This is a genomic window from Actinomyces dentalis DSM 19115 (genome assembly GCF_000429225.1).
In the GTDB taxonomy this organism is placed as follows: domain Bacteria; phylum Actinomycetota; class Actinomycetes; order Actinomycetales; family Actinomycetaceae; genus Actinomyces; species Actinomyces dentalis.
In genome coordinates this window covers 22,310-35,742 of sequence record NZ_AUBL01000031.1, presented here as the reverse complement: position 1 = coordinate 35,742, position 13,433 = coordinate 22,310, and the positions used below count along the sequence as shown (strand labels likewise).

Below are 13,433 nucleotides of genomic sequence, written 5' to 3'. Positions count from 1 at the left end.
GCATGAACACCACCGTCCGCACCCCCGACCCCGGTATCGCGCGGGCGACGGCCCTGTCACGGGAGGTCCTGGCCTCCGTGGAGCGGGCGGTCGTGGGCAAGCGCGAGGAGCTCGAACTCGTGCTCGCCGCCGTCCTGGCCGGCGGCCACGTCCTCCTGGAGGACTTCCCCGGGCTGGGCAAGACCCTGGCCGCCCGCTCCTTCGCGCAGGCGCTCGGCCTCGAATTCACCCGGGCCCAGTTCACGCCGGACCTGCTCCCCGGCGACCTGACCGGCTCCTTCCTCTTCGACCCGCGCCGCCAGGAGTTCAGCTTCCGCGAGGGGCCGCTGTTCACCAACCTGCTGCTGGCCGACGAGGTCAACCGGACCCCGCCCAAGACCCAGGCCGCGCTCCTGGAGGCGATGCAGGAGGGGCAGATCACCGTCGAGGGCACGACCTTCCCCCTGGCCCGCCCCTTCCACGTCATCGCCACGGCGAACCCCGTCGAGCACGAGGGCACCTACCAGCTGCCCGAGGCCCAACTCGACCGCTTCCTCGCGCGGCTGTCCTTCGGCTACCCCGACGCCGAGGAGGAGTGGTCCGTCCTGGACCGGCGCATCGCCCGCCGTCGGGAGGAGCAGACGGTGCCCCGGGCCGCCGACGCCGCCGACCTGCTCGCCGCGCAGGAGGCCGTCGAGACGGTGCGCGTCGATCCGTCCGTCGGCCGCTACTGCGTGGCCCTGGCGGCGGCGACCCGCGGTCACCGGGCGGTGCGCCTGGGGGCCTCCCCCCGGGGCTCGCTCGCCCTCGTCCTGCTCGCCCGGGCGCTGGCCGTCATCCGGGGCCGCGACTACATCGCCCCCGAGGACGTCAAGGCGGTCGCCGCCCCCGCACTGGCGCATCGCATCTCCATCAGGCCCGAACTGTGGATGACCTCCGTCACCGGCGCCGACGTCGTACGCGAGGTCCTGTCGGGCACTCCCGTTCCGGGGGCGCGCCCATGAGCCCCGTCGAGCGGACGTCAGTGGCCGCGCCCGCGGGCCCGTGGCGCATCACCCCCCTTCACGTCCGAGCCGTCATCGGGGGCCTCCTCCTGGCGTTCCTCGCGGTCATCCTGCACCGCCCGGATCTGGTCGTCCTGGCGACTCCGCTGCTCGCCGTCGCCCTGTGGGGCCTCCTCACCCGGCCGGCGGGCCGCCCGAGCAACCGGATCATCAGCTCCGACACCGACCTCGTCGAGGACCGGCCCGTGCGGATCCGCGTGCGCACGGCGGGCGCCGACGGCGCCGAGACCATCGGTCACGAGTTGGGCGCCGGCCCCGGTCTGCTCATGCGCCCCGACGGGTGGGCCGACGTCATCGGGGGCGCCGAGTACGACGCCGTCCTCTCCGTCCGGCCGATCCGCTGGGGCTCCACGTACATCGGGATGAGCGAGACCCGCCTGCGCAGCCCGTGGGGCGCCTTCGACAGCGCCTGGAGGCAGGCGGCCCCGATCCGCCTGCACGTGGCCCCCACCCCGGGGGTCTTCGCCGCCGATGCGCCCGTCCCCGACCCGTCGCTGCTCCTGGGCCTGCACGGCGGCCGCCACCGCGGCGACGGCTCCGAGTTCGACGACATCCGCGAGTACCGCCCCGGCGACCGGCCGCGCCGCATCCACTGGCGCACCTCGGCCCGCACGGGACGCCTGCACGTGCGCACCACCTACGCGGACAACGACACGGAGGTGATCCTCCTGGTGGACGCCTTCGGAAACCTGCCCGGCAGCCCGGACGGGAGCCTGACGCGCACCGTCCGGGCCGCGGCCTCCATCGCCGCCTGGTGCACCCGCAATGGCGACCGCGTGGGGCTGCGGGTGCTCGGCGCCGCCGTGCGGCCGGTCGTCTCCGGCACGGGCCGGGCGCAGCTGCTGCGCATCCTGGGCGCGCTCGCGCGCATCACCCCCGCGAACGACCGCTTCCCCGACGCGGCGCGACTGCACCTGGCGCCGGGCAGCCTGCTCGTCGTGCTGACCCCGCTGACCGAGGCCCGTGTCATCGACGCCGCGATGGAGTGCGCCGCGGCCGGCCTCGACGTCCTGGTCATAGACACCGCCCCCGAGACCGTTCTCGCGGGCGACCTCAACATCCTCGAGCGCCTCGCCTGGCGGGCCCTGGAGCTCGAGCGGTCGCGGACGACGTCGGCCCTGGCGCGCAGCGGCGTCTCCGTCTCGCCGTGGCGCGGCCCCGGCACCCTCGACGCCGTCCTCACCGCCATGTCCGCGCGCCGGGCCCGCGTCCCATGACCGCGCCCCGCCGCCCGGGGACCGGCTCCGAAGCGCACCCGGACGCGTACAGCCCCGGCGTGCCCGGCTCCCAGGTCGCCGTCCGGATCTTGGGCGCCACGGCGGTCGTCCTGGCCGTGGCGCTGGGCGGCGCCCCGCCCGAGCTGCTCCTCCTCGTCTTCGGCGCCGCGATCTTCGCCGCGATCCGCCCGGAACCCGCCGGGGCCGCATTGAGCCTGGTCGCCGTGATCCTCGCCTGCCTGGGCGCCGGGCCCGAGACCGGTTCATGGGCCGCACTGGCCCCGGCCCTCGGGCTGCTCGTCGAGCACACCTGCCTCGTCGTGGTCGCCGGCGCACCGCCCCGGGCCCGTCTGCCCGCGCGCATGCTCGTGCGGGCGGGGCTCCGGGCCCTGGCCGTCGGCACCGTCACCACGGCGGTGTGGGCCGTGGTGGGCCTGGCGCCCCACGGGATCCGCACCCCGCCGCTCGTGGTCGCGGCGGCCCTGGGCCTCCTCTTCGTCGCGGCCTGCGTCCTGTGCGCGCCGGTCCCGCCGTCGCCCGACCCGGCCCCGTCGCCCGACCTGTCACCGGTCCCGCCGTCGCCCGACCTGTCGCCGAACCCGACCCCGTCACCGGCCCCGGCCAGCGGCCGGGAGCGCCCCCGGCCGCCGGGCCCGGGCGCCGCACCGCCCCCGGAGCAGTCGGGCAGCGGAACGTCGAGGTCGTAGGCCAGTACGACCGCCCGCGCTGGCAGCCGCTCCTGCTCGTCGTCGAGCCACCCGATCCTGCGCCCCAGAGCCGCGACCGGAACGGTGATGACGTTATCGATCGAAATGGCGCCCGCGTGCTCGAGCCCCTGCGCGGGCCCGACGGGGACCTGGCTCGACAGGCCCTTGACGGTTGACGCGATGGGCACGACGGTCACCTTCGTCATGGCCGCCCGGGCCGCGTCCCGTGCGGCCGCCCGGCTCCGCATCTCGCGCTCGAGCGCCTGGCCGACGAGTGCGGCTCCCGCGTACGCGGGCGGGCCAGCGAGACGAAAAGGTGGCCGGCGCATATCTTTCACCCCCGGGCCCGCGCACCTCTCGTCCTGAAATGGCGCAATGACGCCATTCCCCATGAGCGCAGGAGCCCCCTCGCACCCGAAAGATATGCGCCGGCCACCTTTTTCCGCACCGCCGATGCCCTCCGGGGCGGCGACGATTCCCCAGAGCCCTTCTCCGAAGACCCCGACCGCGCGAAGAGGGGCACGACCGCGCGGAGGAACTCCGCGAGCACGTCACTTGACCCGCGAGAACGTCTGCTAGAGGTACGTTCTCACGGGTTAAGTGACGTGCTCGCGGGTCAAGTGACGTGCTCGGCGGTTACCCGACGATCTCGCGGGCCGAACGCGCCCCGCGCACCCGGGCCTCGGGTGTCCGGCGTGGCCCCGCGGGGCAGGAGGGCGGAACGCGCCCCCGGCGCCCGGACCTCAGACGACTCAGAGGGCGCGCGGACGCAGGCGCGGCATGCCCAGGCTCACGGGCGCCGCGTCGGGCTCGGGCGCGCAGCGGGCCTGCGCCCGGCGCCGCTCCCAGGCGTCCCCGGCGCGGGTGCGGCGCACCTCGAACAGGGCCGGCCCGTCGTCGTACCAGATCCGGTCCCCGGCCCGGCGCGCCTCGTTGGCCGCCAGCGCCTCCGGGCTCGGCGCCGCCCCGCAGCGGGCGGAGTCGGCGATGAGGTTGTGCGGTGCGCCGTGGGTGACGCGCACCCTCACCACGTCCCCGGGGCGCGGGGCGCCCGCGGCGTGGTCGTCGGCGGTGAGCCCGACCGGCAGGGCGGCGTGGACGAGCCGGTTGTCCGCCGCTCTCCCGGAGACGCGGGCGGTGGCGGCGTCGCGGCGCCCCTCCCCCTCGGCGACGAGCACCTCGACGACGCGCCCCTCCTGGCGCACGTTCTCCTCGTGGGAGATGCGCCGCACCAGCTCGTCGAGCCGCCGGTAGCGGTCCTTGACGACCTCGGGCGGGACCTGGTCGTCGCGGTCCGCGGCCGGCGTGCCGGGCCGGGGCGAGTACTCGAAGGTGTAGGCCGAGGCGAAGCGGGCCCGCTCGACCACGTCGAGGGTGGCGGCGAAGTCCTCCTCGGTCTCCCCGGGGAAGCCGACGATGATGTCGGTGGTGATGGCCGCCTCGGGCAGGCGATCGCGCACCTCGTCCAGGATCCGCAGGAACCTGCCGCTGCGGTAGGAGCGGCGCATGGCCCGCAGGACGCGGTCGGAGCCGGACTGGAGGGGCATGTGCAGGCTGGGCATGACCGCCGGCGTGGCGGCCATGGCGTCGATGACGTCGGAGGTGAAGGCCGCCGGGTGGGGGCTGGTGAAGCGCACCCGTTCGATGCCCTCCACGGCTCCGGCCGCCCGCAGCAGCTTGGCGAAGGCGCCGCGGTCGCCGAAGCCCACGCCGTAGGAGTTGACGTTCTGGCCCAGCAGGGTCACCTCGATGGCGCCGTCGGCGGCGACGGCGGCGATCTCGGCCAGGACCTCGCCGGGGCGCCGGTCGCGCTGCTTGCCGCGCAGGGAGGGCACGATGCAGAAGGTGCAGGTGTTGTTGCAGCCCACGGCGATGGACACCCAGGCGGCGTAGGCGGACTCGCGGCGAGTGGGCAGGGTGGAGGGGAAGACCCTGAGGGACTCCTCGATCTCGACGGCGGCCTCGGCGTTGTGGCGGGAGCGCGCCAGCAGGGCGGGCAGGACGTCGATGTTGTGGGTGCCGAAGACGACGTCGACCCACGGGGCCCGATCGATGATGCCCCGCCCCATCTGCTGGGCCAGGCAGCCGGCCACGGCGATCTGCATGCCGGGGCGCTCGCGCTTGACGGCGGCGAGCCGGCCGAGGTTGCCGAACAGGCGGGTGACCGCGTTCTCGCGCACGGAGCAGGTGTTGATGATGACGACGTCGGCGCCGCCGTCGCCGGCCCCGGCGTCCCGGGCGGCGGCCTCGGGCACATCCTCGACGCGCCGGTAGCCGGAGGCCTCGAGCAGACCGGCCATGTGCTCGGAGTCGTGGACGTTCATCTGGCAGCCCAGGGTGCGCACGTGGTAGGTGCGCGGCGTCGGGCCGGTGCTGTGCACGCTGGATGCACCGGGTGCACCGGGGGCGTCGAGAACGCCGGGCGCATCGGGGGCGCCGGGGGCGCGGGCGTCCAGCCGGGAGACGGTCGCTTCACGGGTAGTCATCGCCGTGCAGTGTAGAGGAGCGCGCCGGGCCCGGGCCGTTCCCGGCAATGGGCCCGGTCACGGGCCTCCCCCGGCCGGGGGCGCGCAGTCGGGGCCGAGCCGGAACGGTCTGCCGGGCTCCGCCGCCCCCGGGCCTCCCCTAGCCGAGGGCGCGCAGGAGTTCCTGGGACAGCGGGACGGACACCTCGATGTCGTCGTCGATCGCGGGCGCGGGGTCCGGCACGCTCAGGACGCCGTCGTCGCAGTCGAACAGGGCGCCCGGGCCGCCGGTGCGGGCATCGCCCTCGAAGACGATGCGCCGGGCCCAGCTCCCCGACCGCGCCTGCTCCAGAACGCCGCGGACGTCGTCGATCCGCAGGGGGCCGCTGCGCCACCCCGAGCCGTTCCTGACCACGAGACCCGCGCCGGGGGCGAGGTCGCGCACCTTCAGGCTCCCCCACCCGGCGTCCAGGGCCCGGGCGCTCAGGTCATCGATCGGCATGCCGGACAGGTCCCCGCCGGCGCGCATCTCAATGGTGACGCAGATGTAGCTCAGGGAGGCCTGCGAGAGGAGCACGCCCTCGGGCAGAGACTGGGGCGCCGCGAGCGCCCAGTCGGCGCGCCGGCCCCTGCCGCCCGGCACGGCCCCGGGGACGGGGACGCCCGCGAGGTAGACGGACAGGGCGTCGTCGACGATGGCGGCCTCCTCCGCCTCGTCGGCAAGCAAGGGGACGGCGATGGCCGCGCACGCCCGGAGGCGGTCCGGGTCGGTGGCGCCCGTGAGCGCGGCGCTGAGCAGTCGCTTGTCCTCCTCACCGCGCCCCGGGTACCTCCAGCGCAGGTCGACGTCGACGGACAGGCCGTCCCCGCCGGCGAGCTCGTCGGCGACGTCCGCGTGCAGCCCGGTCAGGAGGGGGATCGCGGTCTGCGGATCGGCCGGGTCCCGCAGGCTCGCTTCGAGTCCGACCGTCGAGGCGACGCCGCCGGCGTCCTTGACCCTGACGTCGGCGTCGAGGTTCTGGGAGTCCGCGTAGGCCTCGACGGCGCTGCGCAGGGGCTCGATGCCGGGGGCCGGGGAGGGCGGGGGCGGCGTGGCGCATCGGCACGGCGCGGGGCCCGTGGTCGTTCTGGTCGTTCGCGGGGCGGGGCTCGCGGGCGGGGCCGCGGACGGCGACGGCCGGGCGAGGAGCCTCCTCAGGATCACGACGGCGGCTCCGGCGCCCACGACCGCGCCGCCCGCCAGGACGGCGCGCCGGCGCAGGTGCGACGGCCCCGCCGGCTTCGACGAACCCGGCCCGGCCGCCCCAGGCGCCCCCGGCGGCCCCGGTGCTCCCGGCGCCCCCGGTGACCCTGGCACTCCCGGCGCTCCCGGGCCGCCGGCGCCCGTCCCGGCCGCGGCCCGTCCCGGGTCGGGCATTGGTCGGGGACCGGCGTCGGCGCTCATGGCGGCAATGCTCCACGGGTCGGCGGCCCGCCGGCCAGGGGGAGCGCTGCCCGGTCGGGGTCGCGAGCACCCGGACGCGGGCGGGACCGCCCGGACGCGGACGGGCGTCCACGAGCGCCCGGCCCTGGCTTAAAATGTGGGCCGGTTCGTGTCCCCGACCGGAGATCATGATGGCTCACCGCAGTGCCGCCCCGCACGCTCCCTTCGTCCACCGTCACATCGGCGCCGTCGGCCGAGATCGGCGGACCATCCTCGCCGCCCTGGGCGTGCGCGACCTGGAGGAGCTGGCCGGCGCCGTCGTGCCGCCCGGCCTGCCCCTCCTGCCCGCCCCCGCCCACGCCGAGCCCGGCCGGGAGACCGGCGGCCTGTCCGAGTCGGCGGCCGTGGAGGCTCTGCGGGGGCTGGCCGCCCTCAACGACCCGCACACCGAGATGATCGGGTGCGGCTACCACCCCGCCCTCACGCCGGCGGTCATCGCCCGCGACGTCCTGGGCGACCCCGCCTGGACGACCGCCTACACCCCCTACCAGGCGGAGATCAGCCAGGGGCGGCTCGAGGCCCAGCTGCTCTTCCAGACCCTGATCAGCGACCTGACCGGCCTGCCCGTGGCCTGCGCCTGTCTGCTCGACGAGGCCACCGCCGTCGCTGAGGCCGCCGCGCTCATGGTGCGCGCCGCCCGGCGCGACTCGCCCCGGCGCGTCGTCCTGGACGCCGGGCTGCACCCCCAGTGCCTGGAGGTGGCCGCCGCCCGCTGCCGGGCCCTGGGGATCGAGGTCCTGCGGGCCGGCCCGGACGACGTCGTGCGCGGCAAGGCGGGCGAGGGGACGCTGCTGGGCGCGGTCCTGGCGCACACGACCTCCCGCGGCGCCGTCCAGGACCTGGCGGCGGCCGTCGCGGCCGTCCGCGAGCGCGGCGGGCTCGTCGCCGTCGACGCCGACCCGCTGGCCCTGACTCTGCTCGCCGAGCCGGGCGCGATCGGCGCGGACATCGCCGTGGGCAGCGCCCAGCGCCTGGGGGTCCCCCTGTTCTTCGGCGGGCCGCACCCCGGTTTCATGGCGGTGACGGCCCGGCTCCAGCGGCAGATCCCGGGCCGGCTGGTGGGGGTGTCGCGCGACGCCGAGGGCCGCGAGGCCTACCGCCTGGCCCTGCAGACCCGCGAGCAGCACATCCGCCGGGAGCGGGCCACCTCCAATATCTGCACGGCGCAGGCGCTGCTGGCCGTGGTCGCCGCCTTCTACGCCGTCCACCACGGCCCGGAGGGGCTGACCGCTATCGCCGAGCACGTTCACGCCCGGGCCGCCGAGATCGCCGCGGGCGTCGTCGGCGCGGGGCTGGAGCTGGAGCACCGGGAGTTCTTCGACTCCCTCAGCGTGGTCGTGCCCGGCGGGGCGGAGCGGGCCGTGGCCCGGGCCGAGGAGCGCGGCTACAACCTGCGCCTGCTGGACGCCGACCACGTGGGCGTGGCGACCAATGAGACGACGACGCGTGCGGACGTGGACGCCGTCGTCGAGGCCCTGGCCGGCCGGGCCGCCCGCCCGCGGGAGTCGTCCGGGCCCGCGCGGTCCGCGACCGCGGCCTTCCCCCTGCCCGCGGCGCTGGCCCGCACGAGCACCTTCCTGACCCACCCGGTCTTCCACGCCCACCGCAGCGAGGCCTCCCTGGTGCGCTACCTGCGGCGCCTGGCGGACCGCGACCTGGCCCTGGACCGCACCATGATCCCCCTGGGCTCGTGCACCCTCAAGCTCAATGCCGCCGCCGAGTCGGCCCTGTGGCTCGAGCCCGCCCTGGCCGGGATCCACCCCTGCGCCCCGGCCTCCCAGACGGTGGGCTGGCGGCGCCTGCTGGCCGAGCTGTCCGGCCGCCTGGCCGAGCTGACCGGCTACGACCGCGTGAGTCTGCAGCCGGCCTCGGGCGCCCAGGGGGAGCTGGCGGGTCTGCTGGCCATCACCGGCTACCTGCGCGAGCAGGGCCAGGCCCGGCGCGACCTGTGCCTGGTGCCGGCGTCCGCCCACGGCACCAACGCCGCCTCCGCCGCCGGGGCGGGCCTGACCGTCAGGACCGTCGCCACCGCCCCGGACGGCTCCGTCAACGTCGAGGACCTGCGCGCCGTGCTCGCCGAGCACGGGGACCGGGTGGCGGCGATCATGCTCACCTACCCCTCGACGCACGGCGTGTTCGAGCCGCGGGTCCGCGAGGTGGCGCGGCTGGTCCACGCCGCCGGCGGCCAGGTCTACATCGACGGCGCCAACCTCAACGCCCTGGCCGGCCTGCTGCGCCCCGGCGACCTGGGCGGGGACGTGTCCCACCTCAACCTGCACAAGACCTTCGCCGTGCCCCACGGGGGCGGCGGCCCCGGCGCCGGTCCCGTGGCCGTCAAGGCGCACCTGGCCCCCCACCTGCCCGCGGGCCCGGCGGGCTCGGCGGCCCCCAAGGAGGGCGACCCCGACGTCGGCTTCGCCGGCGCGCCGGTCATGGGGGCGCGCTTCGGCTCGGCCGGCATCATGCCCCTGGCGTGGACCTACCTGGCGCTGCTCGACGACGCCGACCTGCGCGAGGTGAGCCTGTCCGCGATCGCGAGCGCGAACTACCTCTCGCGGCGCCTGGCCGACTCCTTCCCCACCCTGTACACGGGCCCGGGCGGCTTCGTGGCCCACGAGTGCATCCTCGACCTGCGCGCGATCACCTCCCGCACGGGAATCACCGCCGAGGACGTGGCCAAGCGGCTCATCGACTACGGCTTCCACGCCCCGACCCTGTCCTTCCCGGTGCCCGGCACCCTCATGGTCGAGCCCACCGAGTCCGAGCCCCTGGCCGAGCTGGACCGCTTCGTCGCCGCCATGCGGGCCATTCGCGCCGAGATCGGGCGGATCGAGGTCGGGGAGGTCGCCGCGGAGGACTCGGCGCTGCGCCGCGCCCCGCACACCCTGGCCCAGGTCGCCGGCGAGGAGTGGGACCGCCCCTACACGCGCGCGGACGCCGCCTTCCCGCTGGAGGGGATGGAGCGGGACAAGTACTTCGCCCCCGTGTCGCGCGTCGACAACGCCTGGGGCGACCGCCACCCCGTGTTCGTCCTCCCCTCGCCCGGGGTCTCGGACGAGGGGAGGGCCGGCCAGAGCAAGGAGAGATGAGATGAGTCAGACGAACCGGGCGGCCCCGGGCCGGACCGGCGCCGGAGGGGCCGACGGGACCGCCCCGGGCGCCCCCGTGCTGCGCTGCACCCCGCTGCATTCGGTGCATGCGGCGCTGGGCGCCTCCTTCACCGATTTCGGCGGGTGGCGCATGCCGCTGCGCTACGCCTCCGACCTGGCCGAGCACCACGCCGTGCGGCGCAGCGCCGGCGTCTTCGACCTGTCCCACATGGGCGAGGTCAAGGTGACCGGGCCGGGCGCGGCCGCGGCCCTGGACCACGCGCTGGTGGGGGCGATCTCGAAGGTGGCGCTGGGCCGGGCCCGCTACACCATGATCGTGGGCGCCGACGGCGGCGTCATCGACGACCTCATCGTCTACCGCGTGGGCGAGGAGGAGTACCTGGTGGTGCCCAACGCGGGCAACCGCGAGCGCGTGGCGGGCCTGTTGGCGCGGCGCTGCGCGGGCTTCGGGGCGCGGGTGGAGGACCTGTCGCTGTCGATCGCCCTCATCGCCGTCCAGGGCCCGCGGGCCGCGGAGGTGCTCACCGGCGTCGTCGAGTCCGGGGCGGCCATGCCCGCCGCGCTGCGCCCGCGGGAGGGGGCGGAGTCCGGGGCGGAGTGCGGGGCGGACGTGGTGTGCGGTCCGACGCTCCTGCGGCGCCTGCGCTACTACGCGGCGGTGCGGGCGACGGCGGCCGGGCACGCGATCGTGCTGGCGCGCACCGGCTACACCGGGGAGGACGGCTTCGAGCTGTTCTGCGGGGCGGAGGACGCCGAGGACCTGTGGTCGGTCATCATGGGGGCGGCGGCCGGGCTGGGCCCCGGTCGGGCGCCGGACGGCACCGCGATCCCGGCGCTGAGCCCCTGCGGGCTGGCGGCCCGCGACTCGCTGCGCCTGGAGGCGGGCATGCCCCTGTACGGGCACGAGCTGAGCGAGTCGCTCACGCCCTTCGACGCCTCGCTGGGGAGCGTCGTCGGGCTGGACAAGCCCGAGTTCGTGGGGCGCGAGGCCCTGGTGGAGCGGGCGGGGCGCCGCGGCGCGGAGGGCACCACGGTGCTCGTCGCCCTGGCCGGTCAGGGCCGGCGGGCGGCGCGCGCGGGCTCGGCGGTGTTCGACGCCGCCGGCCGGCGGGTGGGCGCGGTGACCTCGGGTCTGCTCTCGCCGACCCTGGGCCACCCGATCGCCCTGGCCCTGGTCTCGCCGGCCTCCCCGCAGGCCCCGGACTGGCCGGTGGGCGCGCAGTTGAGCGCTGACGTGCGCGGCAGGATGCTGCCCATGAGCGTCGTGGCCTCCCCCTTCTACAGGCGCGGGCGCTGAGCCCCGCCTGCGCGGGCGCGGAGTCGGCGCCGGCACTTCGGCGCCGGCGCCGCGGGCCCCGCCTCCGGGCCGCCGGCGCCCGTCACCGTCTTCTTCCGCAACTTGAGAAAGGATCCCCCATGGCACAACCCGTGCGCTCCGATCTGCGCTACTCCGCCGACCACGAGTGGCTCTCCGCCCAGACCCCGGCCCGCGTGGGCGTCAGCGCGGTGGCCGCCGACGCGCTGGGCGAGGTCGTCTTCGTCGAGCTGCCGGAGGCGGGCGCCGCCGTCGAGGCCGGTGAGCCGTGCGGCGAGCTGGAGTCGACCAAGTCGGTGTCCGACCTGGTCTCCCCCGTCACCGGCACGGTGGTGGCGGTCAACGGGGCCGTCGTCGACGAGCCGGGCACGATCAACGCCGACCCCTACGGGGAGGGCTGGCTGTTCGCCGTGGAGGTCGAGCGGGAGGGGGAGTTGCTCTCGGCGCAGGAGTACGCGGAGCGCTTCGACGCCGAGGTCGTCCCCGCCTGAGACGGCCCGCCCCGCCGGGACCGGTCCGGCGGGGCGGGCCGGGCCGGCGGGCTTCTTCTCAGGCCTGCTGCCGGTCGGATCGGCGGCGCTCGGCCAGGAGGGCGTCGTGGCGCGCCGCCTCGGCGAAGGCCGCCCCGGGCCGGGCCGCCGACCCGAAGGAGGCCAGGTCGCGCCGGAAGACGACGGCGGCGAACCAGTCCATCATGATGCGCACCTTCCGGTTGATGGTGGGCATGGCGTAGACGTGGTAGCCGCGGTGGGCGGTCCAGGCGGCCATGCCGCGCAGGTTGTGCCCCATGATGCGGGCGACGCCCTTGCCGATGCCCAGCGTGGCCACCGTTCCAAGGCTCTCGTGCGCGTAGTGGGTCAGCTCCGCCCGGCCGTGCGGGCCGGCGGCGAGGACGGCGACGAGGTTGTCCGCCAGGACCCCGGCCTGGCGCACCGCGTGCTGGGCGGTGGGCGCGCAGGTGGCCGCGGGGTCCTCACTGGTCAGGTCCGGCACGGCGGCGCAGTCCCCCGCCGCCCAGGCGCCGTCGACGACGACGCCGTCGCGGGCGACCTGGAGCGTGGGCAGGGTGGTGACCCTCCCGCGCCCCTCGATGGGCAGGTCGGATTCGGCCAGGACCGGGGAGGCCTTGACGCCAGCGGTCCACACGATGGTGTCGGCGTCGAACTCGGTGCCGTCGGAGAGCACGACGTGCCCGTCGACGCAGGAGTTGAGGAAGGTGGACAGGCGCACGTCGATGCCGCGCTCGCGCAGCTGCTCCAGGCCGTAGCCGGACAGCTCCTCGGTCAGCTCGGGCAGGATCCGGCGCGAGCCCTCCACCAGGACGAAGTGGACGTCCTCCTGGTCGATGCTGGGGATCTTGGCGACGTCGGCGCGGACCATGTCCTCCAGCTCCGCGATCGCCTCGACGCCGGCGAAGCCCCCGCCGACGAAGACGAAGGTCAGCAGCCGGCGGCGCCACTGGGGGTCCCAGGTGCAGGCGGCGTCGTCGATGCGCGAGAGCACCCGGTTGCGCAGCGCCAGGGCCTCCTCGACCTGCTTGAAGCCCATGGCCTGCTCGGCCAGGCCCGGGATGGGCAGGGTGCGGGCCTCCGCGCCCAGGGCCAGGACGAGGTGGTCGTAGCTCAGGTCGTAGGGCTCGGGGACCTCCTTGGTGGACTCGGGCACCGGCGGGGTGATGGTGATGGTGCGCGAGGCGTGGTCGATGCCGGTGACCGATCCGGTCAGGATGGTCACGCCGTCGAGGTTGCGCCGGTGGGAGGCCACGACGTGGCGGGGCTGGATGGAGCCGGCGGCGACCTCCGGCAGGAAGGACTGGTAGGTCATGTAGGGGCGGGGGTCGACGACGGCGATCTCGACCTGGTCGGGGCTCAGGCGCGCGCGCAGCCGGCGGGCGGTGCAGAAGCCGACGTAACCGCCGCCTGCGATGATGACGCGGACGGGGCGCCGTCCCCCGGAGGCGGTGGGGATCTCCGGCACGTCGCGCCGCGCGGGGCGCGAGGCCAGGGCGGCGAGCGCGGCGCCGGCCGCGAGCAGGCCTGTGGTCGACAGGGCGAGGGTGGTGCGGCGGCTCATGCGCACAATCTAACTAAGGA

General features: G+C 76.1%; 9 protein-coding genes. 6 read left to right on the top strand and 3 right to left on the bottom strand.

From position 1 onward, the window contains the following. Nucleotides 1–2 precede the first annotated feature (2 nt). The 3 genes from G446_RS0108195 to G446_RS19935 are packed head-to-tail and all read left to right on the top strand — an operon-like array spanning nucleotide 3 to nucleotide 2,967. Complete coding sequence (locus tag G446_RS0108195) at nucleotides 3–983, top strand: AAA family ATPase (protein ID WP_026409796.1); 981 nt, start codon at nucleotides 3–5, stop codon at nucleotides 981–983. Next, nucleotides 980–2,260 carry a DUF58 domain-containing protein gene (locus tag G446_RS0108190; protein WP_026409795.1) on the top strand — a complete coding sequence of 427 codons (1,281 nt, stop codon included), beginning with the start codon at nucleotides 980–982 and terminating at the stop codon, nucleotides 2,258–2,260. The genes G446_RS0108195 and G446_RS0108190 overlap by 4 nt, the downstream gene beginning before the upstream one ends. Nucleotides 2,261–2,319: 59 nt before the next feature. Continuing rightward, a complete protein-coding gene (locus G446_RS19935) occupies nucleotides 2,320–2,967 on the top strand; it encodes a hypothetical protein (protein ID WP_026409794.1) in 648 nt (215 codons plus the stop codon). Nucleotides 2,968–3,719: 752 nt separating this feature from the next. Here G446_RS19935 and miaB read toward each other — a convergent pair. Together miaB and G446_RS0108175 are read right to left on the bottom strand one after the other, a co-directional pair. Beyond that, nucleotides 3,720–5,453, bottom strand: a complete 1,734-nt coding sequence (gene miaB / locus G446_RS0108180) for a tRNA (N6-isopentenyl adenosine(37)-C2)-methylthiotransferase MiaB (RefSeq protein ID WP_084779093.1) — start codon at nucleotides 5,451–5,453, stop codon at nucleotides 3,720–3,722. 139 nt (nucleotides 5,454–5,592) lie between these two features. Beyond that, nucleotides 5,593–6,636, bottom strand: coding sequence for a hypothetical protein (locus G446_RS0108175; RefSeq protein WP_156916579.1), 1,044 nt, complete (start codon nucleotides 6,634–6,636; stop codon nucleotides 5,593–5,595). A 410-nt stretch (nucleotides 6,637–7,046) separates the two neighbouring features. Between G446_RS0108175 and gcvP the strand changes: the two genes are divergently transcribed. The 3 genes from gcvP to gcvH all read left to right on the top strand — a co-directional run bounded on the left by gcvP (nucleotide 7,047) and on the right by gcvH (nucleotide 11,831). Further along, entirely contained in the window at nucleotides 7,047–10,004 is a 2,958-nt protein-coding gene (gene gcvP, locus G446_RS16765) for an aminomethyl-transferring glycine dehydrogenase (protein WP_051285778.1), read from the top strand. Between the two features lies 1 nt (nucleotide 10,005). Continuing rightward, nucleotides 10,006–11,322, top strand: a complete 1,317-nt coding sequence (locus tag G446_RS0108165) for a glycine cleavage system aminomethyltransferase GcvT (protein WP_084779092.1) — start codon at nucleotides 10,006–10,008, stop codon at nucleotides 11,320–11,322. Nucleotides 11,323–11,441: 119 nt separating this feature from the next. Next, a complete protein-coding gene (gene gcvH / locus G446_RS0108160; RefSeq protein WP_026409790.1) occupies nucleotides 11,442–11,831 on the top strand; it encodes a glycine cleavage system protein GcvH in 390 nt (129 codons plus the stop codon). 58 nt (nucleotides 11,832–11,889) lie between these two features. On the opposite strand, the gene G446_RS0108155 is transcribed toward gcvH, so the two are convergent. After that, complete coding sequence (locus tag G446_RS0108155; protein WP_026409789.1) at nucleotides 11,890–13,413, bottom strand: NAD(P)/FAD-dependent oxidoreductase; 1,524 nt, start codon at nucleotides 13,411–13,413, stop codon at nucleotides 11,890–11,892. Nucleotides 13,414–13,433 lie beyond the last annotated feature (20 nt).